The 21737-nt window shown below is 70.0% G+C and carries 24 protein-coding genes and 2 pseudogenes; 17 read left to right on the top strand and 9 right to left on the bottom strand.

Annotated elements, in window-relative coordinates:
- Nucleotides 1–10: 10 nt before the first annotated feature.
- Nucleotides 11–607 carry a DUF3000 domain-containing protein gene (locus tag ABN273_RS25900; RefSeq protein WP_349451594.1) on the bottom strand — a complete coding sequence of 199 codons (597 nt, stop codon included), beginning with the start codon at nt 605–607 and terminating at the stop codon, nt 11–13.
- Between the two features lie 565 nt (nt 608–1172).
- Here ABN273_RS25900 and hemE point away from each other — a divergent pair.
- Nucleotides 1173–2225 (top strand): uroporphyrinogen decarboxylase, encoded by a 1053-nt coding sequence (gene hemE, locus ABN273_RS25905; protein ID WP_349451595.1) that lies wholly within the window; start codon nt 1173–1175, stop codon nt 2223–2225.
- 4 nt (nt 2226–2229) lie between these two features.
- Here hemE and ABN273_RS25910 read toward each other — a convergent pair whose 3' ends face one another.
- Nucleotides 2230–3099 (bottom strand): DUF4349 domain-containing protein, encoded by an 870-nt coding sequence (locus tag ABN273_RS25910; protein WP_349451596.1) that lies wholly within the window; start codon nt 3097–3099, stop codon nt 2230–2232.
- Between the two features lie 193 nt (nt 3100–3292).
- Between ABN273_RS25910 and hemG the strand changes: the two genes are divergently transcribed.
- The 3 genes from hemG (at nt 3293) to ABN273_RS25925 (ending at nt 6395) form a co-directional block, all read left to right on the top strand.
- Nucleotides 3293–4696, top strand: coding sequence for a protoporphyrinogen oxidase (gene hemG / locus ABN273_RS25915; protein ID WP_349451597.1), 1404 nt, complete (start codon nt 3293–3295; stop codon nt 4694–4696).
- Nucleotides 4697–4701: 5 nt separating this feature from the next.
- Nucleotides 4702–5403 (top strand): hydrogen peroxide-dependent heme synthase, encoded by a 702-nt coding sequence (gene hemQ / locus ABN273_RS25920; RefSeq protein ID WP_349451599.1) that lies wholly within the window; start codon nt 4702–4704, stop codon nt 5401–5403.
- Between the two features lie 320 nt (nt 5404–5723).
- Nucleotides 5724–6395 carry a hypothetical protein gene (locus tag ABN273_RS25925; RefSeq protein WP_349451600.1) on the top strand — a complete coding sequence of 224 codons (672 nt, stop codon included), beginning with the start codon at nt 5724–5726 and terminating at the stop codon, nt 6393–6395.
- A gap of 173 nt (nt 6396–6568) precedes the next feature.
- Here ABN273_RS25925 and msrB read toward each other — a convergent pair whose 3' ends face one another.
- Nucleotides 6569–6970 (bottom strand): peptide-methionine (R)-S-oxide reductase MsrB, encoded by a 402-nt coding sequence (msrB, locus tag ABN273_RS25930; protein WP_349451601.1) that lies wholly within the window; start codon nt 6968–6970, stop codon nt 6569–6571.
- A 359-nt stretch (nt 6971–7329) separates the two neighbouring features.
- Between msrB and ligD the strand changes: the two genes are divergently transcribed.
- Complete coding sequence (ligD, locus tag ABN273_RS25935) at nt 7330–8349, top strand: non-homologous end-joining DNA ligase (RefSeq protein WP_349451602.1); 1020 nt, start codon at nt 7330–7332, stop codon at nt 8347–8349.
- An 89-nt stretch (nt 8350–8438) separates the two neighbouring features.
- The gene (locus tag ABN273_RS25940) at nt 8439–8717 is read left to right on the top strand and encodes a hypothetical protein (RefSeq protein WP_349451603.1); all 279 of its coding nucleotides are present in this window, start codon (nt 8439–8441) and stop codon (nt 8715–8717) included.
- Between the two features lie 9 nt (nt 8718–8726).
- Here the strand turns inward: ABN273_RS25940 and ABN273_RS25945 are convergent, their stop codons facing one another.
- A complete protein-coding gene (locus ABN273_RS25945) occupies nt 8727–9536 on the bottom strand; it encodes an MBL fold metallo-hydrolase (RefSeq protein WP_349451604.1) in 810 nt (269 codons plus the stop codon).
- Between the two features lie 6 nt (nt 9537–9542).
- A complete protein-coding gene (locus ABN273_RS25950; protein WP_349451605.1) occupies nt 9543–9737 on the bottom strand; it encodes a hypothetical protein in 195 nt (64 codons plus the stop codon).
- Between the two features lie 165 nt (nt 9738–9902).
- Here ABN273_RS25950 and ABN273_RS25955 point away from each other — a divergent pair, with 165 nt between their 5' ends.
- Nucleotides 9903–10325, top strand: coding sequence for a hypothetical protein (locus ABN273_RS25955; RefSeq protein ID WP_349451606.1), 423 nt, complete (start codon nt 9903–9905; stop codon nt 10323–10325).
- Nucleotides 10315–10968, top strand: coding sequence for a class F sortase (locus tag ABN273_RS25960; protein WP_349451607.1), 654 nt, complete (start codon nt 10315–10317; stop codon nt 10966–10968). The genes ABN273_RS25955 and ABN273_RS25960 overlap by 11 nt, the downstream gene beginning before the upstream one ends.
- On the opposite strand, the pseudogene ABN273_RS25965 reads toward ABN273_RS25960, so the two are convergent.
- Nucleotides 10969–11067 (bottom strand): annotated as a pseudogene (locus tag ABN273_RS25965) (acyl-CoA dehydrogenase family protein); the annotation flags it as partial.
- 314 nt (nt 11068–11381) lie between these two features.
- Here ABN273_RS25965 and ABN273_RS25970 point away from each other — a divergent pair.
- Together ABN273_RS25970 and ABN273_RS25975 are read left to right on the top strand one after the other, a co-directional pair.
- Nucleotides 11382–11720 (top strand): RNHCP domain-containing protein, encoded by a 339-nt coding sequence (locus ABN273_RS25970; RefSeq protein ID WP_349451608.1) that lies wholly within the window; start codon nt 11382–11384, stop codon nt 11718–11720.
- A gap of 1 nt (nt 11721) precedes the next feature.
- Nucleotides 11722–12123 carry an RNHCP domain-containing protein gene (locus ABN273_RS25975; protein WP_349451609.1) on the top strand — a complete coding sequence of 134 codons (402 nt, stop codon included), beginning with the start codon at nt 11722–11724 and terminating at the stop codon, nt 12121–12123.
- A 70-nt stretch (nt 12124–12193) separates the two neighbouring features.
- Here the strand turns inward: ABN273_RS25975 and ABN273_RS25980 are convergent, their stop codons facing one another.
- Nucleotides 12194–12559: a hypothetical protein gene (locus ABN273_RS25980; RefSeq protein WP_349451610.1), complete on the bottom strand. Its 366-nt coding sequence runs from the start codon at nt 12557–12559 to the stop codon at nt 12194–12196.
- 329 nt (nt 12560–12888) lie between these two features.
- Between ABN273_RS25980 and ABN273_RS25985 the strand changes: the two genes are divergently transcribed.
- From ABN273_RS25985 to rbsD, 7 genes are all read left to right on the top strand, one after another.
- Nucleotides 12889–13728 (top strand): alpha/beta fold hydrolase, encoded by an 840-nt coding sequence (locus ABN273_RS25985; protein WP_349451695.1) that lies wholly within the window; start codon nt 12889–12891, stop codon nt 13726–13728.
- A gap of 358 nt (nt 13729–14086) precedes the next feature.
- A complete protein-coding gene (locus ABN273_RS25990; protein WP_349451611.1) occupies nt 14087–15103 on the top strand; it encodes a LacI family DNA-binding transcriptional regulator in 1017 nt (338 codons plus the stop codon).
- Entirely contained in the window at nt 15082–16608 is a 1527-nt protein-coding gene (locus tag ABN273_RS25995; RefSeq protein WP_502911131.1) for a sugar ABC transporter ATP-binding protein, read from the top strand. The genes ABN273_RS25990 and ABN273_RS25995 overlap by 22 nt, the downstream gene beginning before the upstream one ends.
- The gene (locus tag ABN273_RS59620) at nt 16592–17560 is read left to right on the top strand and encodes an ABC transporter permease (protein WP_502911132.1); all 969 of its coding nucleotides are present in this window, start codon (nt 16592–16594) and stop codon (nt 17558–17560) included. The genes ABN273_RS25995 and ABN273_RS59620 overlap by 17 nt, the downstream gene beginning before the upstream one ends.
- Before the next feature lie 55 nt (nt 17561–17615).
- A complete protein-coding gene (locus ABN273_RS59625) occupies nt 17616–18569 on the top strand; it encodes a D-ribose ABC transporter substrate-binding protein (protein ID WP_502911133.1) in 954 nt (317 codons plus the stop codon).
- A complete protein-coding gene (locus tag ABN273_RS26005; protein ID WP_349451613.1) occupies nt 18566–19483 on the top strand; it encodes a ribokinase in 918 nt (305 codons plus the stop codon). Before ABN273_RS59625 ends, ABN273_RS26005 begins: the two co-directional genes overlap by 4 nt.
- Nucleotides 19480–19869 (top strand): D-ribose pyranase, encoded by a 390-nt coding sequence (rbsD, locus tag ABN273_RS26010; RefSeq protein WP_349451614.1) that lies wholly within the window; start codon nt 19480–19482, stop codon nt 19867–19869. Before ABN273_RS26005 ends, rbsD begins: the two co-directional genes overlap by 4 nt.
- A gap of 29 nt (nt 19870–19898) precedes the next feature.
- On the opposite strand, the gene ABN273_RS26015 is transcribed toward rbsD, so the two are convergent.
- Nucleotides 19899–20549: an NADPH-dependent F420 reductase gene (locus ABN273_RS26015; RefSeq protein ID WP_349451615.1), complete on the bottom strand. Its 651-nt coding sequence runs from the start codon at nt 20547–20549 to the stop codon at nt 19899–19901.
- Between the two features lie 754 nt (nt 20550–21303).
- A pseudogene (tnpA, locus tag ABN273_RS26020) lies at nt 21304–21718 on the bottom strand (IS200/IS605 family transposase).
- Between the last annotated feature and the right edge of the window lie 19 nt (nt 21719–21737).

A 21737-nucleotide genomic window follows, 5' to 3' on the forward strand; every position in this document is an offset into this window, starting at 1 on the left:
ACTGGTGCCCTCACTTCGTACGGTCACTCTCCGGATCATCACGGCGGCGGGGAAGGGCGGCCACGTCGGGCGGGAGCGGCGGGATCCCCGCCGCCAGGCACATGAGGTCGCACCAGGCGGCGACGTGGCCGGAGAGATCCTCCTGCGCGGGTGACCAGGACGCCCGCAGCTCGAGCTCGGTCGTGACCGGGTCTTCGGCTTTGTTGCCGAACCCCTCTGACACGGCTCTTGTCACGGTACCGCCAGCGGCGCAGTAGTCGGCTTGATGCGCGTCAAGCGCCTCGGTCAGCCAGCTCCAGGCGACCGGCCCGAGCAGCGGATCAGAGGTGATCTCCGGCTCCATGTCGGCTCTGACATAGGCCACCAGCCGGAACGGGCCCTCCCACCCGCGCTGGCCGTCAGGGTCGTAGAGCAGGATCAGCCGGCCGACCGCGAGCTCGTCGTCGTCGCGGTAGACCGACGCGCCGATGGCGGCCGAGTAGGGGGCCAGCCGCTGCGGCGCGGGAAGGTCCTCGAGCTCGATCTCCGGCCTGACCTCGGCCAGCCGCATGCTCTCCGCCGCGCGCGTGAACGCGGCGGGAGGAGGAGGCTGGTCACCGAGTGTCATAGCGGAAGCGTAGGTCGAAGACGGACGGAAGGGGACCACGGGGGTGCTCATCCTTCGTGATCAAGCCGCTGCCGTAACCAGCTGGCGATTCGGTCGGAGGGATTCGGCGGTACCGAGGATGATCGCGTGACCGCACTCGACGCAGGCCCACTCGGGGCAGTGGCCGGGTTCGTGCCCGTCGAGGCACGGCGGCTGCTCGAACGGCCGCTCACCTGCGCAGGAAGGGCAGCGCTCACTGCGGCGCTCTGGGGAACTCCACAACGCGGTCATCGCACGAGTCATCGAACCGGGGCCTTTCTTCGGGTCGTGGCTCCGACGTTGGCACGAGCCGCTGACATTTCCCCGCAACGCGCTCGGCGTGTCCCGAAAGTGGTCTCTGAATCGATGCCGCGCGGTGGGTTGGCGAACATTTGGCCCAGTCGAGACCGGCTCGCTGGCCGGGCATGGGGTGTGTTCGACCCGAGTGCGGCGCCGATGCCGAGCAGACCGGTAAACCTTCATCTGGCTATCTGATCATGCTTTGGGGTGTCCAATCGATGTTTTTCCGACACGTCGCTCCCGTGTCATGACCGGCACCCGTACGTGGCACCCTTGTGGAGTGAACCTCGCCGACTCAGCGTTCCTGCGTGCCTGCCGCCGCCAGCCCGTCCCGCACACCCCGGTCTGGTACATGCGCCAGGCCGGTCGGTCGCTGCCCGAATACCTGCGGGTTCGCGAGGGCGTGCCGATGCTCACCGCCTGCGCGACGCCCGACCTGATCGTCGAGATCACCATGCAGCCGGTGCGCCGGTACGGCGTGGACGCCGCGATCTTCTTCAGCGACATCGTGGTGCCGCTCAAGGCCATCGGCGTCGACCTCGACATCAAGCCGGGCGTCGGCCCCGTCGTGGCCGACCCGATCCGCGACGCCAAGGGCGTCGACGCGCTGCGGCCGCTGGAGCCGGACGACGTGCCGTACGTCACCGAGGCCATCCAGGCGCTGACCGGAGAGCTGGGCGGCACGCCGCTGATCGGCTTCGCCGGGGCGCCGTTCACGCTCGGCTCGTACCTCATCGAGGGTGGCCCGTCCAAGAACCACGACCGGACCAAGGCCATGATGTACGGCGAGCCGGAGCTGTGGCACGCGCTCATGGAACGGCTCTCCACGATCGTCCTCGAGCACCTGCGCATCCAGATCGCGGCGGGCGCCTCGGCCGTGCAGCTCTTCGACTCCTGGGTGGGGGCGGTGGCGCCGGCCGACTACCGGGAGTTCATCCTGCCCCACACCCGTCGCATCTTCGAGGGCGTGGCGGGCGTGCCGCGCATCCACTTCGGCGTCGGCACGGGCGAGCTGCTCGGCGTGCTCGGCGAGGCCGGGGCCGACGTGGTGGGCGTGGACTGGCGGGTGCCGCTCGACGAGGCGGCCCGCCGGGTCGGTCCAGGCAAGGCGCTGCAGGGCAACCTCGACCCCGCCGTGCTGCTGGCGCCGTGGGAGGTGGTCGAGCGCAAGGCGCGCGAGGTGCTGCGCCAGGGGCGGGCGGCCGAGGGGCACGTGTTCAACCTGGGGCACGGCGTGCTGCCCTCGACCGATCCCGACCAGCTCAAGCGCCTCACCGACCTCGTCCACGAGGCCGGTTGACGGGTCAGGCGGCCTCCGGGTCCGGGTCGCCGGGCTGGGGCCCCTGCGGGGGCATGGGGGTCCGGGGGCGCCTGGCGCGGCCACGCCGGGCCAGATAGATCACCAGCGCGAGCAGGGGCAGCGAGACGAGCAGCCACGGCAGCACCGCGCCGAACACCGTCACCGCCACCTTCGCGAACGACACCAGCGCGTCCCAGCCCGCCTTCAGCCCGCCGAAGAACCCGGCCGGCTCGTCGGAAGGGTCCTCGACGACCGCGACCGGGCCGACCAGCCGCAGCGTCAGCGTGGCCATGGCCACCTGCGTGGCCAGCTCCTTCTGCTGCGCCTGCAGCGACTCCAGATCGGCCTCCCGTGTGGAGATCTCCCGCTCCACCTGAAGCACCTGGCCGATGGTGTCGGCCTTCTTCAGCAGCGTACGCAGCGACTCCAGCGACTGCTGCGCCGACTGCAGCCGGCTGTTGACGTCGGCCATCTGCATGGTGACGTCCTGGGTGCCCTGGCTCATGGACAGCTGCTTGCCCAGCTCCTTGCCGAGCCGGCCCAGCACCTCGGCGTACTTGCTCGGCGGGATCTTGAACTCCAGCGTGGCCGAGTCCTCCGTGTCGTTGGCCGAGTTGCTCTCCTCCTTGGACAGGTAGCCGCCCGCCGCGGTCACGATCTGCTTGGCCTGCTGGGCGGCGGTGGTGACCTGCTTGGCCCGCACCGTCAGCTGGCCGGTGTAGATGACCTGGCGATCCTGCTGGGTCAGCTTGACGTTCGAGACCAGGCCGTCCTGGCTCTGTTGCTGTCTCGTCGGTCTCGCCTGCTTGGCGAGGCTCTCGGCCTGGCCGGAGAGCGGAGCAGCCGGGGCGCCTGCGCCGGCGTCGCTGGACATCGTGCTCGCGCTGCCACCGCAGCCTGTAAGAAGCAGGGCCGAGCATGCGGCCGTGAGCGCGACTCCGTACCGGATTGTCCTCATGCCCATAAGACGGACACCGGAAAGCCGCGGTTTGAGAACGGGCATCACGGTGTTGCAACGCCGGTCCCGCGCAGCTGGGCACTCCGGCGAGGCGGTAGCGTCAGGAGGCGTGGAAGGGAATCGGGCGCACGTGGTCGTCGTCGGTGGAGGGATTTCCGGTCTCGCCGCCGCGTGGTATCTCCGCCAGGGCGCGGGCGAGCGGGTCAAGGTGACCGTGCTCGAGGGCGGATCGCGGATCGGCGGCAAGCTGTACGCCTCGGAGGTCGCCGGGGTGAACGTGGACGCGGGCGCGGAGGCCATGCTGGCCAGGCGGCCCGAGGGCAAGGACCTGGCCAGGGCGGTCGGCCTCGGCGACGACCTGGTCCTGCCCGGCACCACGAGCTCGGCCATCTACAGCAGGGGCGTGCTGCGTTCGATGCCGAAGGGCCAGGTCATGGGCGTGCCCGCCGACCTGGCCGAGCTGGCCAAGTCGGGCATCGTCTCGCCCGGCGGCCTGCTGCGCGTGCCGCTCGACCAGATCCTCCCGGCGACCCTCGTACGCACCGACGTGTCCGTGGCCGCCTACGTTCGCGCCAGGATGGGCGGCGAGATCGTCGAGCGGCTGATCGAGCCGCTGCTCGGCGGCGTCTACGCGGGCCGTTCCGACATGTTGTCGCTGGAGGCCACGATGCCGCGCGTGGCGGCCGTGGCACGCTCCGAGCGCTCGCTGCTGACCGGGGCCAGGCAGCTCGTCGAGGAGACGCCGAAGGACGCGGGCCCCGTCTTCACGTCGCTCAGGACCGGCCTCGGCGGCCTGCCCGAGGCGGTCGCCAAGGCGTCGGGCGCGGACATCAGGACCGGCGTCACCGTACGCGAGCTGCACCGGACCGGCGACGGCTGGCGGCTGGTCACGGGCCCCGTCCCGAAGCCCGAGGTCGTCGAGGCGGACGCGGTGATCGTGGCCACGCCGGGGCCCGCGGCCAGCAGGCTGTTCAAGGCCGAGGTGCCCAAGGCGGCGAGCGAGCTGGCCAGGATCGAGTACGCCAGCATGGCCATCGTCACGCTCGCGTACCCGCTCGTCGCCTTCCCCGAGCCGCCCACCTCCAGCGGCTACCTGGTGCCGCCCGTCGAGGGCCGGCCGGTCAAGGCGGTCACGTTCAGCTCGGTCAAGTGGCCGCACCTGGCGCAGGACATGGTGATCCTGCGCTGCTCGATCGGCAGGCTCGGCGAAGAGCACCTGCTCCAGCGGGACGACACCGAGCTGGTGTCGCTGGCCGCGGCCGAGATGGCCGACGTGATGGGCGTGAGCGGCCTGCCGATCGACACCAGGGTCACGCGCTGGGGCGGTGCGCTGCCGCAGTACAACGTGGGCCACCTCGACCGGGTGGCCAGGGTGCGCGCCGCGGTGGCCGTGGAGCCGGGGCTGGCCGTCTGCGGCGCAGCCTACGACGGCATCGGCATCCCCGCCTGCATCGGCACGGCGCGTACGGCCGCCGCCCGGATTCTGGACCACCTGTCTCAACGAGGAGAATAGGCGACATGACAGAGGCTGCGCCGCGGCTCAAGGCCCGCGATCTCAACCAGGTGATCCGTTACACCATGTGGTCGGTCTTCCAGGTGACCGAGCCGTGTCCCGTCGACCGCGACGGCCTGGCGGGCGAGGTCGAGGAGCTGCTGGACCAGGCCGCCGGCAAGGGCGTCGTGACCAGGGGGGTCTACGACGTGGCCGGGTTGCGGGCCGACGCCGACTACATGTTCTGGTGGCACGCGGCCACGCCGGAGGACCTGCAGGACGTCTACGCCAGGTTCCGCCGCACCGAGCTCGGCCGGCACAGCAGGCCCGTCTGGTCGGCGATGGCGCTGCACCGGCCGGCCGAGTTCAACAAGTCGCACATCCCCGCCTTCCTCGCCGAGGAGGAGCCGCGCGCCTACGTGAGCGTCTATCCGTTCGTGCGGTCCTACGAGTGGTACTTGCTGGACGACTCCGAGCGCCGGGCCATGCTGGCCGAGCACGGCAGGATGGCGCGCGACTATCCCGACGTGCGGGCCAACACGGTGGCGTGCTTCTCGCTCAACGACTACGAGTGGATGCTGGCGTTCGAGGCCGACGAGCTGCACCGGATCGTCGACCTGATGCGCACGCTGCGGGGCGCGCAGGCCCGCCGCCACACCCGCGTCGAGATCCCGTTCTACACGGGCGCCCGCAAGCCGGTGCGGGAGCTGGTGTCGGCCCTGCCCTAGCGGTACGGCCGACACCTCGACCTGGGACTCAGGGGAAAAGAAGCCAGGCCCAAGTTGGCGATCCAACGGACTTGATCTACCCCCTTTGTCACAATCAGGGAAACCCTTCGCTCGTACGGGCGTGCTCGCGGTGGCACGTTCCAGGCGGCGGGGAGGGCGGGGTGATGGGCGGATCGGGCAGACGGGGGAGCCGGCGGCGGACGGCCGGGCGGCATGTGGCGGGGCGCTCGCCGCAGGCTGCGGGACAGTCGCCGCATGGGGCCGGGCGCTCGCGGCATGCGCGGCGCCGTGCCGGAAGGTTGCGGTGGGCTGTCGGAGCGGTGGCGCTGGCCGGTGGCGTCGCCGCGGTGCTCGGCGCGAACGGGACTTTCAGCGGGCCGCTGACCGCCGCCTCCGCCCAGCAGCCGGGCGTGGCGTCCGGGCCGCAGGCCCAGGCCGAGCGGCAGAACGGATCCGCGGCGCTGTCCGGCAGGGCCGAGACCGGCGCGGGGGCGAGCGCGCAGGCCAGGGCGCGCGAGCTGCCGAAGTCCGAGCCGCCCAAGGCCGCTGCGGGCGCGGCCACCCCCGGCGCGGCGGAGCCCGGTCAGGTGGCAGGCAGCACCAGCCCGGAGGACCTGCTGCCGGGCGGCCCCGACCCCGCTGACGCGGAGGGTTACAAGGCGGACGGGCCGTCGCGGCACACCGACCAGCAGGCGGCGGAGTACTTCCGTACGCACTGGGGGCCGGACGACACGGCGCTGAAACGCCTCAAGGACATCCGCAGCATCGGCGGATATTTGCGCATTTATACGGATTTGCCGGAATCGGCGGGCAATTCATCCCAAGCGATCACGCTGTGCAAGCGCGGCCTGGAATACCTGCGCTCCCTCGGCGTGGCGAACCCGGTCGTGTTCGTCCAGGCCGAGTTCGGCGAGAACGGGAACCCCGTGCTCGCCAACATCCTCGGCGCCTCCGACACCAGCTGCCGGGTCACCCACCCCGAACCCGGCTGATGCCGTCGAGACCCGCTATCGCACGCGTACCCGCGTCTTCGAGCACACCTCGCACTGTTGCGTCACGACTCGCCCGATGGTCTCAATCGTTACCCAGCGGTGGCGAAGATGGACAAAGCGCACACGAATCTCCTACCCGAGGCAGGGGGCCGGTACGCGCTGTCGTTAGCCGATCACCCCTTGGGTTCAAGACTAAGGGAGATCGAGTTGATGCAGTAACGGTCGTCGGTCGGTGTCGGGTATCCCTCGCCGTGGAACACATGACCCAGATGCGAGTCGCACCGTGCGCACCGCACCTCGGTGCGCACCATTCCGTGGCTGCGGTCCTCGATCAGCCGCACCGCGTCGGAGTCGGCCGGCGCGAAGAAGCTCGGCCAGCCGCAGTGGGACTCGAACTTGGTGTCCGACCGGAACAGCTCGGCCCCGCAGGCGCGGCACGAGTAGACGCCTTCGGTCTTGGTGTCGACGTACTCGCCCGTGAACGGGCGCTCGGTCCCGGCCTCCCTGAGGACGTGGAACTCCTCAGGCGAGAGCTGAACCCGCCACTCGGCCTCGCTCTTGACGACCTTCTCCATATCTACAGAGTACGAGATCAGGCAAAAAGAGATCTCCGAAGGGTGAAGCATCCGTTCTGGGGTGAATTCGCGTCTTTGTAGGCAAGGGGGTGTCATCGCCTCCTGCCAAGGGGTGAGGTCATCCGCAGACCCCGGCGAGCGGCACAGCCCACGCCCGTGCTGGAGCCGCCGGGGGTCGCAACGGCCGGCCGGGTGGCGCGCCAGCGCCCGGAACGGCGGCGGATGGTCTAGCGGCCCGTCCTGTCGAGCCCTCGGTCCCGCCACCGAGGAGGCTCCGGGACGGGCCCACCTCGCGCGAGGGGGCGCCGTCGCGCGGCAGCGCCGTTGCCTGGCCATGAACACGAGGTAGGTTCGGTGGCATGGCATCGCCGTACATAGAGCTCGAGGTGGGGGAGCGGACCGTCAAGGTCACCAACCCCGACAAGGTGTACTTTCCTGGGATCGGCGCCACCAAGCGGGAGCTGGTCGAATACTACGTGAGCGTCGGCGAGGGCGCGCTGCGGGCGCTCAAGGACCGGCCCACCAACCTCAAGCGCCACCCCGACGGTGTGCAGACGGAGGCGATCTATCAGAAGCGGATGCCGCCCAAGCACCCCGACTGGCTCCAGTCCGTGACGGTGACCTTCCCGAGCGGCCGTACGGCCCAGTCGCTCCGGGTCACCGAGGTGGCGGCCATCGCCTACTGCGCGAACCTCGGCACCGTCGACTTCCACCCCTGGCAGGTGCGGGCCTCCGACGTCGAGCACCCCGACGAGCTGCGCGTGGACCTGGACCCGCAGCCGGGCCTGGACTTCGCCGAGGTTCGCAAGGCGGCGCTGCTCACGAGAGAGGTGCTGGGCGAGTTCGGGATGACCGGGTTCGTCAAGACGTCCGGCAACCGGGGCGTCCACATCGCCGTGCGCATCGAGCCGCGCTGGGACTTCATCCAGGTACGCCACGCCGGCATCGCCCTGGCCAGGGCCGTCGAGGAGCGGGATCCGGCGCTGGTGACCACGGCGTGGTGGAAGGAGGAGCGCGGCGAGCGGGTGTTCATCGACTTCAACCAGAACGCCCGGGACCGCACGGTGGTCAGCGCCTACTCCGTCAGGGCCCAGCCGCACGCTCCCGTCTCGACCCCGCTGACCTGGGACGAGCTGGCGGACGCCGACCCGCGCGACTTCGACATCCGCACGGTCCCGGCCCGGTTCGCCGAGGTGGGCGACGTGCACGCGGCCATCGACGACGTGGCGTACTCGATCGAGCCGCTGCTGGAGCTCTACGCCAAGGACGACCGGGGCGACATGCCGTACCCGCCCAACTATCCCAAAATGCCGGGCGAGCCGATGCGCGTGCAACCCAGTAGGGCGAGGGCTGTCACCAAGGAAAACGGGTCGAGCTGAGCCGGCGCTGGAGCGACTGAACTGCGGTTACGTCCTGACATGCCGGGTAGCCAGCCCAGGAGAGCACATCTCAACGGGGGGAAAGCGAAATGATCAGAAGGCTGCACACGATGGGCGTCCGCTCCAGCCACATGTACACCGCCGGCATGCTGTCCATCGCCGCGTCGTTCACGTCGTGGCTGATGTCGAAGCAGTACGAGAGCGAAGGTCTCGCCCGAGCCGACAGGTGGGGGATATTCATCGGCGAGTGGGCGCCCACCTGCTTCGCGCTGGGGGTGGCGCTGGCTCTGGAAGAGACCCGCGAAGAGCTCGCCATCAGCGGTCGAGAGGAGATCCGCGAGCGGGAACGCCAGCCTGTCGGGATGTAGCCGAGACGACTAGCGCACGAGGTGGTGGGGGGCGAGCTCGCGGGTTTCGCCCCTCTTGAGGTAGACCACCCGGTCGGCCAGGCCGTTCTGCTCGATGTGGTGGCGGAAGTCGTCCAGCGGTGAGCTGAACGCGGCGTAGTCGTCGTAATGCACCGGTACGACCGCGTGCGGGTTCATCAGGTCCACCCACGACGCGCCCTGTTCGCCGTCCATCGTGACGAGCATCAGGCCGAGCAGCCGGGTGCCGCCCAGGTGCACCAGGGCCAGGTCGATGTCGGGGTAGCGGCGCGGGATCGAGTCGAGGCGGCGGTCGAGCAGGGTGTCGCCGCTGACGTGGATACGCAGCTCCACCCGATCGTCCGGGTTGCAGAACTCCAGCATGGTGCCGATCACGGGCGGCAGCAGCGCCTCGGCGGGGCCCGGCGCGTGCTTGGCGGGCAGCGCCGTGATCCGCACTGCGCCGTGCGGGCCGCGCAGCTCGTGCGTGTGCCATTCCTCCAGTCCCACGGACCGCCGGAAGCCGCGGTGGCGCAGCCGGCGGGCCGCCGCGGTGGTCGTGATGACCGGGGTGTCCCGGTCCAGGCCTTTGCGGGTGGCCCGGTCCCAGTGGTCACCATGCAGGTGCGACAGCACCACCCCGTCGAGTGGTGGCAGGTCCTCGATCTCCACGGCCGGATCGGTGAGGCGGCGGGTGGACAGGCCATAGCCGAGGTACGCCCGCTGGCCCTGGTGCAGGAAGTTGGGATCGGTCAGCAGCGTGAGGCCGTTGTAGCGGATCAGCGTCGTCGCATTGCCGATGAACTGCAGGCTTCCTTTCACCTCCGTTCACCCCGGGTAGGGCGGGCGCTGCCCTGGAGGCACGCCACCGCCCTGGCCGCCGCCCTTGTGGCCCTTGTCCATGCCGTGCGGGCGGGCGGAGCGCTTGGCTCCCTGCTTCGTCTGGGGCGTGAGGTGAGCGGACTTGAACTCGGTGGGCGATTTGCCTGATCTACGAATCTCAGGCTGCTGTGGATTGCTCATGGCATTTGTCCCCCTTTATGCCGTTATTTCCTGCCACATTGGGACGTGCTTAAACCCTCCGTGTCTGCCTAATTTCACTTCGGTCACATTACTTGACTCATAATCTAATAATTCGCAAGGCTCTCTTGTGTATCGGGGGCGACGAACGAGTCTGGAGCCTTTCTCATGGCAAGAGCACGTCTCGCGGCTGCCGTGGCCGCCTTGGTGGTCGGAGGGGTGGCCCTCGCCGCGCCCCCCGCGTACGCCTCCTCCGGCCCTGATCTGCCGGTCGAGCTGCCCACCTGCCTCCTTCCGCTGCCGCTGCTCTGCGACGAGCAGCCCGCGCCCGAGGAGTCCTGGTCGAGCCCGCCTCCCCCGGCCGAGCCGGCGCCGGATAAGGCCTGGCCAGGCCCGGAGGAGCACGCGGAGGAGCCGTGGCGGCCCGCGGCCGAGGACGAGCGCCGGGTGCCGAGGGGGCATCCGGAGACCGGTGGCGGCGGGCTCGTACCGGACGACCCGGTGTGGCCGTTCGCGCTGGGAGGTGCCGCCCTGCTCGCGGGAGCCGGGCTGGCCGGGCTCGCGGTACGGCGCCGCAAGGGTGTCGCCTGAGCAGCGGCTGCTCCGGACCGGGGCAGTCGTCGTCTCGCTGGCAGGGGTGCTGCTGGTCGGGCTCGGGGTCAGCGGCATCTTCAGCGACGAGCCCGAGCCGGGTCCGGTCGCGGCCACGAGCCCCGTGCCGTCGGTCCCGGGCGTGCCGTCCGGCAAGGTGGCCGCGCCCATGAAGGCCGTCAAGCCCACGGCCGTCTACATCCCGTCCATCGGCGTGGCCGCCCCGCTGATGGAGCTGGGCCTGGACGCGCAGGGCGCCATCGAGAACCCGCCGTTCGACCCGCCGAACCAGGCGGGCTGGTACCGCTACGGCGCCGTACCCGGCCAGCGCGGCGCCGCCGTGATCACCGGCCACCTGGACACCAGGAGCGGCCCCGCCGTCTTCGCCAACCTCAAGAACGTCAAACGCGGTGACCAGATCCAGGTGCTGCGCGCCGACCGCTCGGTGGCGGTGTTCGTCGTCGACAAGGTCGAGCACACGCCGAAGCGGAACTTCCCCGTCAAGAAGGTCTACGCCAAGCTCACCTATCCGGGGCTGCGGCTGGTGACCTGCGGCGGGACGTTCGACCGGCAGGCGCACAGCTACCTCGACAACACGATCGTGTACGCCCACCTCGCGGCGCCGTACTATCCCAAGAGCTGATCACGGGTCGCGCGGCAGGCCGAGCGCGCGTTCGGCGATGATGTTGAGCTGCACCTCCGTGGTGCCGCCGCCGATGGTGAACGCCCGGGTGGCGAGGATCGTAGAAGAGGTCAAAAACCATTGGCCGCCCGCGGCCTCACCCGGTTACGCTCGCTCGTGTCCTGACGGTGGAACATTCGGGCAGCCATGCCCTGGAAGGGGTGGATTGATGCCTGGCACCGCGCCTTGCGCGCCTCGCCGTGCCGTGGGCGAATCCTGCCTCTGAGACCTCAGACCTGATCGGCCGGACCGCCTGCCGTACCAGCATGCCCGCGTACGCCGCGAGGCTCGCTCGGCGCTCCTTTGCTGCCTTGAATCGACCATTCCGGCAAGGAGTACCCAGGTTGTCCACCAACAGCAAACCCCGTTCCGTCGTGAACACTGACACCTTCTCGTGCGTGCGCTGCGGCCTGACCGTCACCGCGACCGCGCCGGACGGCACCCGCCGCAACCACTGCCCGAGCTGTCTGCACTCGAAGCACGTCCTCGACCGGGTGGAAGGCGGCCCATCGGAGTGCGGGGCGCGGATGATCCCGATCTCGATCGCGGTCCTGCGTACCGGCGACTGGATGGTGATCCATCGCTGCACCCGGTGTGGCGAGCTGACGTCCAACCCCATCTGCGGGGACGACAATCAGCTCATCCTCATGCGCATGGCCGTACGGCCGCTGGCGCAGCCGCCGTTCCCGCTCGAGGCGTTCGGCGACCTGTGACATGCCGAGGAGAAAGCCGGGCCGGGAACGGCCCCAACGGCGCAAGAGCACGTGGCACGGCGAACGCGGGGACACGTTCCGCTGCGTCGGATGCCGGCTGGACGTGCCGATGATCGCCCCGGGCACCGCCCACCGCAACCACTGCCCGCACTGCCTGACGAGCCTGCACGTCGACCACCGGATTCCGGGGGACCGGCGGGCGGCCTGCCGGGGCCGGATGGCGGCGCTGAGCGTCACCGTCCGGCAGGACGGCGAGTGGTTGATCATCCACCACTGCCAGTCCTGCGGCGAGCTCAGCGCCAACCGCATCGCGGGCGACGACAACGCGCTGGCCCTGCTCCGCATCGCCATCCGCCCGCTGTCCAATCCTCGCCTGCGAACGAACGCCCTGCTCACCCTCTAGCCCGCTCCTCGCTGGGACCCGCCACAAACGGGTCCCAGCGGGGTTAGGTGGGCCTCTACGTCCGCCGCTTCTACAGCAGGCGATCGAGCCGGACTGCCAAGTCGATCATGTCGTGCCGCAGGGCCTCACAGGTCCCGAGCACTTTGCTCCGAGCCGAGGCGAATTGCTCATTGCTCTGCCGCCGGAGGCCGGCCAATTCATCTCGCAGGACTGCGAGGTCCTGGCACACCCCGATATGGAGGTCGGCGACGTCGGCGCGCACCTCGGCAATGGCGACCTCCCATGTGGTGACGCCTTCCTCGGGCGTGCTGTCCTCTGCCGGGAAGTGCCCATACAGGACGTTGGGACGGCCGGAAGCCGTGTCGTCGGAACGCATCATCGCTTCGAGGGCTGCCAAACGGTTTTTCAGTTCGCTAATCGCCGCCTCAATATCCATGTCCCCCGGCCTTGGCGCTAGTCGGAAGGACCTCATGTCCTGACGACCGGGTCCCACTGCCAGTGAGTACATGGTGGCAACCGGTTCAAGATCGTGTTGATCGACGGGAGGGATCGGGGTGCGGTTTCCCCCCTCCTGGGGTGACAAAAATCGCTGGTGGGATGAGTTCTGCGACAGGCGGACTATCGACAAAGAAGGCCATTTATGGCAAAAATCGCAAATTGCCAACCGGGGCGATGTCCCGTCGCCGAGGCCCGGCGTTGTCGCCGGTGGCCGCTGGACGTCGTACATGGTGAATTGTCAGTCGCGGTGGTTAGGCTCGCGGCGTGATGAAGGAGTTCGATCTCGACCTCGGCGACGGCCGTACGCTGCACGTTTACGACACCGGCCCGGATGACGCGCCTGATCGGCTGGCCGTCTTCTGGCACCACGGCACGCCGAACATCGGCACGCCGCCGGAGCCGCTCTTCCCGGTCTCCGAGCGGCTCGGCATCCGGTGGGTGTCGTACGACCGGCCCGGCTACGGCGGCTCCACACCTTCGCTGGGGAGGGACCTGGCGTCGGCGGCCGGCTACGTGTCCCTGGTCGCCGATGCGCTGGGCATCGACCGGTTCGCGGTCATGGGCCACTCCGGTGGCGGCTCACACGCCCTGGCCTGCGGCGCCCTGCTCCGGGACCGCGTGCTGGCCGTCGTCGGCGTGTCCGGTCCGGCCCCGTACGGCGCGGAGGGCCTTGACTGGTTCGCGGGCATGTACGCCTCCGGCCAGGCGTCACTGCGCGCCGCCGTCGAGGGCCGTGCGGCGAAGGAGCGGTACGAGGCGTCGGCCGAGCACGACCCGGAGATGTTCGCCCCGGTTGACCACGCCGCCTTGGCGGGTGACTGGTCGTGGTTCGGCAGTGTCGTCGGCCCGGCGCTGGAGGGCGGTCAGAGCGGGCCGATCGACGACGACCTCGCATACGTGCACCCGTGGGGATGCGACCCCGCGCAGATCACGGCGCCGACGCTGCTCATGCACGGCGACCAGGACCGCGTCATACCCAGCTCGCACGGCAGGTGGCTGGCCCGGCACTGCCCTTCGGCGGAGCTGCGGACATTTCCCGACGACGGCCACATCTCGGTCCTCTGCTCTGCCTCGACGGCGCTCGACTGGCTCCGCGCGCGCGTCTGATCAACCCGTCGCGCGGCAGGCCGGGCGACGTCCCAGCGCGGCGCAGGTGATCTCCAGGTCGCCTTCCGCTGCTGCGTAAGCGGGTTCTGCGCACCACCGCCAGACGGTGAGCGGCCAGATAATCGTGATCGCACCTGCGGCTGCAGGGCTTCCTCGACCTGGTCCACCGATGGGCGCGCCACATCGCCCCGCGGGCCGCCGATCGCCTCGTCGCCGTTCTCGACGAGAACTTCGAGATCAGCATCCCGCTCGAACTCGGCTGAGAGCGCCACAAAGTGTGATCTGAATCACACTGGTTGCCGGTTCTAATCATGTAACCGATTACATACCCTCATGTAACCGATTACATGGAGGTCAGATGGCTCGTATCAAAGATGTCGCCGCGCAGGCGGGCGTCTCTGTCGCGACCGTCTCCCGGGTGCTCAACAACAACCCCTCCGTCACCGAGGAGACGCGCAACCGGGTCCACGACGCGATGGCCGCGCTGAACTACCGGCCCAACGCCGTCGCCCGGTCCCTGCGCACCGAGGCCACCAGGACACTCGGGCTGATCATCGGCGACATCCTCAACCCGTTCTTCGCCGAGCTGGCGCGGGCCGTGGAGGACGAGGCCCGCGAGGCCGGCTACACCGTGATCATCGGTAACGCCGACGAGCGCGCCGACCAGCAGGACCACTACGTGCGCACCCTGCTGGAACAGCGGGTCGACGGGCTGCTGATCTGCCCGACCGCCGAGGTGACGCCCCTGGTGGAGGAGGTCAGCCTGGGGGAGCGGCCGCTGGTCTTCCTCGACCGCACGCTCAGCGGCGTGGAGGTGCCGTCGGTGCGGGCCGACGGCAGCACCGCCATCGCCGAGCTGGTCGCCCATCTGCGCGCCCTCGGGCACCGGCGGATCGCGTTCGTGTCCGGGCCGAGCACCCTGTCCACCGGGCGCGAGCGGACCGAGGCCTTCCTGCGGGCGGCGGCCGAGCACGGTCTGGAGGTTCCGGAAACGTACGTGCGCGTCGGCGACTTCCGCGCCGTCAGCGGCCAGCGGATCACCTCCGAACTCCTCGACCTGCCCGAACCGCCGCAGGCGATCTTCCTGGGCGACAACCTCATGGCTCTGGGCGCGCTCGACGAGGTCCGCGAGCGCGGCCTGGAGATCCCCGGCGACGTCGCGTTGGCCTCGTTCGACGACGTGCCGTGGTTCAACCACGTCCAACCGCGCATCACCGCGATCAGCCAGCCCACCGCTGAGCTGGGCCGGCGCGCGGTCCGGGTGATCCTCGACGTGCTGAGCGGCCGGGCCGCCGAGTCGGTGGTGCTGCCCGCGACGCTCGTGGTGCGCGAGTCGTGCGGAGAGTCAGGCACATGGAAGGAGGACGGCTCGTGAGCCAGGCACGGGAGATCCTGCGCGTCGAGGGACTCGGCAAGAGGTTCCCCGGCGTGGTCGCGCTCGACGGTGTCGACTTGGACCTGCGCGAGGGCGAGGTGCACGTCCTGCTCGGCGAGAACGGCGCCGGCAAGAGCACTCTCATCAAGATGTTGTCCGGCGCCTACCAGCCCGACAGCGGCCGCATCCTCGTCGACGGCGAGCCGGTCGCCATCAGGACCGCCGCCGACGCCCAGCGGCTCGGCATCGCCACGATCTACCAGGAGTTCAACCTGGTTCCCCAGCTGACCGTGGGCGAGAACCTCGCCCTGGGCCGGCCGCCTCGCCGCTTCGGGTTCGTCGACACGCGGCGCATGCACGAGCAGGCCCGCGGCATGCTCGACCTGGTGGGCATCGACGTCGACCCGCGCACCCGCGTCGCCGACCTGGGCATCGCGCAGATGCAGATGGTCGAGATCGCCAAGGCGCTCGCGCTGAACGCCCGCGTACTCATCATGGACGAGCCCACCGCCGTGCTCACCACCAGCGAGGTGCGGCGGCTGTTCGACCTTGTCGGGCAGCTGCGCGAGCGGGGCGTCGCGGTCGTGTTCATCACCCACCACCTGGAGGAGATCGCCCAGATCGGCGACCGGGTGACCGTGCTGCGCGACGGCCGCTCCGTGGCGCAGGTGCCGGCCGGCACGCCCGAAGAGGAGCTGGTCCGGCTCATGGTGGGCCGGCCCATCGACCAGCAGTACCCGCGCGACGCCGCCGCGGCCGGCGAGCCGCTGCTGCAGGTGCGCGACCTGAGCCGGGACGGCGCGTTCTCCGGCGTGTCGTTCGAGGTGCGCGCCGGCGAGGTCGTCGGCCTGGCGGGGCTGGTCGGCGCGGGCCGTACCGAGGTGGCCCGTGCGGTGTTCGGCGCCGACCCCCACGACTCGGGCGAGGTGCTGGTGCGCGGCCGGCGGCTGCCCGGCGGCGACGTGCGCGCTGCCATGGAGGCCGGGCTCGGCCTGGTTCCCGAGGACCGCAAGGGTCAGGGACTCGTCCTCGGCGCCGACATCGCCGAGAACCTGGGCCTGGTCACCCTGCGCGGCGCCAGCCGCGGCGGATTCGTCGACCGGGCCGGGCAGCGCGAGGCCGCAGCACGGGTGGCCGCCCAGCTCGGCGTGCGGATGAGCCACCTCGGCCAGGAGGTGCGCACCCTGTCGGGCGGGAACCAGCAGAAGATCGTGATCGGCAAGTGGCTGCTCGCCGACGCCAACGTGCTCATTCTCGACGAGCCAACGCGCGGCATCGACGTCGGCGCCAAAGTCGAGATCTACCAGTTGATCAATTCGCTCACCGCCTCAGGCCACGCGGTCCTCATGATCTCCAGTGATCTGCCCGAGATCCTCGGGATGAGTGACCGCATCCTCGTCATGGCCAGAGGCCGGCTCGTCGGCGAGCTGGATGCCGCCGAGGCGAACCAGGACTCCGTGATGGCGCTGGCCGTCACCGAGGTGGAGGATGCCCGTGTCCACTAACGTGCTGGCCGGACGGTCACCGGCCAGGAACCTGCTGGCCGAGAACGGCTCGCTCGCGGCGCTCGTCGTGCTCGTCGTGGCGCTGTCGTTGTTGTCCGGCGACTTCCTGACCGTCACGAACCTGCTCAACGTGGGCGTCCAAGCGGCGGTCACCGCGATCCTCGCGTTCGGCTCGACGTTCGTCATCATCACCGGCGGGATCGACCTGTCCGTCGGCGCCGTGGCCGCCCTGTCGGCGATCGTGCTGGCCTGGACGGCCGCCGACACCGGGCTGCCCTGGCCGCTGGCCACGCTCGTCGCGCTCGCCGTCGGCGTCGGGTGCGGGCTGGTCAACGCCGCGCTCATCGCGTACGGCAAGCTGCCGCCGTTCATCGCCACGCTGGCCATGCTGGGCGTGGCGCGCGGACTGGCCCTGGTGGTCGCCCAGGGCAGCCCCATCGAGATGCCGGAGGCGGTCTCCCACCTCGGCGACACCGTCGGCGGCTACCTGCCGGTGCCCGTGCTGGTGATGGCGCTCATGGGCGTGGTCGCCGCCGTCCTGCTCAACCGCACCTACGCCGGCCGGGCGATGTACGCCATCGGCGGCAACGAGGAGGCCGCCCGGCTGTCCGGCATCGCCGTCAGCAGGCAGAAGCTCGTCACCTACGCCCTGTCCGGCGCGTTCGCCGCCGTGGCCGGCATCGTCCTGGCCAGCCGGCTCGCCTCGGCCCAGCCGCAGGCCGCCTCCGGCTACGAGCTGGACGCGATCGCCGCCGTGGTCATCGGCGGGGCGAGCCTGTCGGGCGGCAAGGGCAAGGCGCTCGGCACGCTGGTCGGCGCACTCATCCTGGCCGTGCTGCGCAACGGGTTGAACCTGCTGTCGGTGTCGGCCTTCTGGCAGCAGGTGGTCATCGGCGTGGTGATCGCCCTGGCCGTCCTCCTCGACACGCTGCGCCGCCGAAGCAGCCGCTGACATCACCGCAACCCCCAGTAAAACCCCCAGTAAGAAGTAGTGAGGTTCCTCCCCCATGCGAATCCACGCCCTCATCGCGGCAGGCGCCGCACTGACCCTCGGCCTGACCGCCTGCGGCTCCTCCGGCACGTCCTCCTCCGGCTCGGCGGGAGCCGCCTCCGGCGGCGACATCAAGATCGGCTTGTCGATCTCCACCCTGAACAACCCCTACTTCGTGCAGCTGCGCAACGGCGCCGAGGCCGAGGCCAAGAAGCTGGGCGTCACGCTGACCGTCACCGACGCGCAGAACGACGCCTCCCAGCAGGTCAACCAGGTGCAGAACTTCACCAGCCAGAACATGAAGGCGATCATCATCAACCCGGTCGACTCCGACGCGGCCGCGCCGGCAGTCAAGATCGCCGAACGTTCCAGCATCCCCATGATCGCCGTGGACCGCGGCGTCAACGGGGCCAAGATCGCCCAGACCGTCGCCTCTGACAACGTGGCCGGCGGCAAGCTGGCCGCGGAGCAGCTCGCCAAGGAGATCGGCGAGAAGGGCGAGGTCGTCGTTCTCCAGGGCGTGCCCGGCACCTCGGCCTCGCGCGACCGCGGCCAGGGGTTCACCGAGGGCATCAAGGCGTACCCCAACATCAAGGTCGTCGCCCAGCAGCCGGCCGACTTCGACCGCGCCAAGGGCCTGGACGTCATGACGAACCTGCTGCAGTCCCACCCCGGCATCTCCGGCGTGTTCGCCGAGAACGACGAGATGGCGCTCGGCGCGATCAAGGCGCTCGGCGCCAAGGCCGGCAAGGAGGTCAAGGTGGCCGGCTTCGACGGCACCCCCGACGGGCTGAAGGCGATCGAGGCCGGCACGCTGGCGGCCAGCATCGCCCAGCAGCCGGCCCTGCTCGGCCAGCAGGCCGTGCAGAACGCGGTCAAGGCCGCCAAGGGCGAGCAGCTGCAGGCCACCGTCAACGTGCCGGTGAAGGTCGCCACCAAGGACAACCTGTCCGAGTTCACCGGGGCATGAGCGCTGTGGGTGAACACGACGGCCCGCCCCGCCACCCGTTCGATGTCGTGGTGGTGGGGTCGGCCAACGCCGACCTGGTTGTCCAGGTCGAACGGCATCCCGCGCCGGGCGAGACCGTGCTCGGCTCGGAGCTGGCCGTCCACCCCGGAGGCAAGGGCGCCAACCAGGCCGTGGCCGCCGCCCGGCTCGGCGCGCGGGTGGCGCTGCTCGGCCGGGTCGGCGCCGACGGGCACGGGCGGCTGCTGCGCGAGTCGCTGGAACGCGACGGCGTGGACCTCGGCCACCTGCACGACACGCCGGCCGCCAGTGGCATCGCCATGATCGCCGTCGGGCCGCAGGGCGACAACAGCATCATCGTCGCCCCCGGCGCCAACGCCCGGCTCACCGAAGAGGACGTGCGGGCGGCGGCGCCGCTGCTGCAGTCGGCTCCGGTCGTGTCACTGCAGCTGGAGATCCCGCTGCCGGCGGTGCTCGCCGCGGCCCGGCTGGCCCGCCGCGCGGTGCTCAACCTGTCGCCGGCCGCTCCGGTGCCGGACGAGCTGCTGGCGCTGTGCGATCCGCTGGTCGTCAACGAGCACGAGGCGGCCCTGATGCTCGGCATGCCCGGCGAGCCGGACCGGCAGGCCAAGAATCTGCTGGCGCTGGGCCCCCGCTCGGTCGTCATCACCTTGGGCGCCCACGGGGCCGTGGTGGCCGAGGACGGCGCCGTCCACGCGGTGCCCAGTCCCCGCGTGACGGCCGTGGACACCACCGGGGCCGGCGACGCGTTCGCCGGGGCGCTGGCCTGGCGGCTGGCCGCGGGCGAGCCGCTCGCGGATGCCGCAGCGTTCGCTGCCAGGGTGGGCGCCGCGGCCGTGCGCAGACCGGGAGCCCAGGATTCGTACCCGACGATGGCGGAGGTGGAGGACCTGTGAAGCGTGGCGGCGTCATCAACGCGGCCCTGGCGGGCGCCCTGGCGCGGCTCGGGCACACCGACGAGCTGCTGATCTGCGACAGCGGCATGCCGCTGCCGCCGGGCGCGCAGGTGGTTGACCTGGCGTTCGTGGCGGGCATCCCGTCGTTCGCCGACGTGCTCAACGGCATCCTCGCCGAGATCGTCGTCGAGGGCGCCACGGCGGCCGAGGAGGTCCGCGCGGCCAACCCCGCCTGCCACGCGCTGCTCGGCGAGCGGCTGCCGGGGCTGGCGCACGTGCCGCACGAACGGCTCAAGCAGCTCTCCGCGGCCAGCAAGCTGGTGGTTCGCACCGGCGAGGCGCGGCCGTACGCCAACGTCATCCTGCGCTGCGGCGTGGCCTTCTGAAGCCGACGCGCAGAGTTGAGGACTGCCACTCAGCCCCGGGCCGGAGGAACCACGCGTATCCCGAAACCGTACGAGCCGATGGCGCCGGCAATCCCCAGAAAGAGCAAGCTGTAATGCTCCTGGCCCCGAGCCGTGGTGATCCCTCCCAGATCGAGCAGCGACTCCGTGGGCCAGCCCAGCTCGTTCAGGAGGCCGCCGACCGTGCGTTTGGCCTCGGCGTCATCCCCTGAGAGGAAGAGCGTGCTCGGGCCCGCCAACGAGTCAGGCGCGCCCATGAGCCGTGCATCGACGGTACAGAGCGTCTTGACGACCACCGTGTCCGGGAACGTCCGCTGGATCTCCTCTCCCAGGCTCTCTCCAGGATGGGAGAGCGCGCCGTCCTCCGTGAAACCGACCGATACGTCGAGCAGCACCTTCCCCGCCAGGGCCGGGGCGCCTATCGCGGAGAGCAGCGGCACGGACGCGGTGCCGGGTGTCGCGTTGACCACTACCTCCGCGCCCACGACGGCTGAGGACAGGTCAACGACCGGTACGCCCTCTCCCAGGGCGGTCGCCAGTTCCGCGCGCAATTCCAGGTCGTCCGACCGCCGCGATCCCAGGACGACGTCATGGCCCGCGCCGGCCCAGCCGACGGCCAGTGCCCGTCCTACGTTGCCCGTTCCGAGAATTCCGATCTTCATGGCGTTGACGCTATGGCGGTCTCGCCCGCCGCCGCCTCCAGCCACAGCCGGGTCTGCTGTACACCATTGGTCGTAGGACCTCGCACCCGGCGCAAGACCACCCGCCACGCGAGCACGCTATCCCTGATCTCGATCAAAGGCCCGCCACCATTCACAGGGGAGCTATCGGGGCCGGTGCTTGTCGAACGCGCCAGGTCCCATGCTCGGCCGCGGTCGTTTCGGACATTCCGTCCACAGAGCCACGCCGGGCTGAGGAGTGACCGCCTGCCAGTTGATCCAGAGAATGTGCACGATTGCCACAGGGTGTGTAGTGGCCGCCCTCGCATGCCGCCTCAGGTCGCTCGGGCATGGCGCGGAGCTTGGTTCGGCGCAGGTCCTCCATCGGCATGAGCCCCTGCAGGGCGCTCACCCGGTCAGCCGCTCATCGTTCGTGTCGAGCCTCGCATAGTTGCCCTCTTGGTCGCCCTGAGGGGCAGCGACCGAGACCTGGGGTCTGCCCGGAATGGTGTAACGTACCGCCCTCATGCGGACAGGAGATCGCGGTGGCCGTCGGCATTGACAAGATCGCATGGATTCACCTGGAGGGTGGCAAGATCCTCAGCACTCGATCGTGCGGTAAGGACGTCTACCGAGGTGCGGGCCAGTGCTCCCGCCTTCAGGCGGGAGGTGAAGGCCCGCGTGTGAAGGCCCCCAAGGGCCTGAGCGTGCCCTGATCCGCACTTTGGAACCGGGCTTGATCACGTCTGGTCTTGTCTCATTTCTGGGGCCGGTCCTGGGTCTGGATGTAGGTGCGGACGGTGGCCAGGTTCGCGTCGCCGGTCGAGCCCGCGTAGGGGGAGCGGGACGAGAAGTGGCCGCTCCACAGGTATTTGTGGACGTGAACGCTGTATTCCTGGCGGAGGTAGCGGGCCGAGACGCCCTTCAAGGAGTTGACGAGGCAGGAGAGTGCGACGTTGGGCGGGTAGTGAACGAGGAGATCAACGTGGTCGTGCTCGCCGGTGAACTCGGTCAGTTCGCATTCGAACTTCTCGCACACCTTTTTCGTGATCTGGTTGCAGCGCTTCAGCCTAGGTCGGTGAAGACGTCCGCCGATATTTCGTGACACACAAATGCGCGGTGAGGTCATAAAAGCAGTGGCACCCGTTCTGATGTCGGCGCTTGGTTCCCACTGCGGTGACATACGCCAAC

Source organism: Nonomuraea sp. B19D2, assembly GCF_040137845.1.
GTDB lineage: Bacteria > Actinomycetota > Actinomycetes > Streptosporangiales > Streptosporangiaceae > Nonomuraea.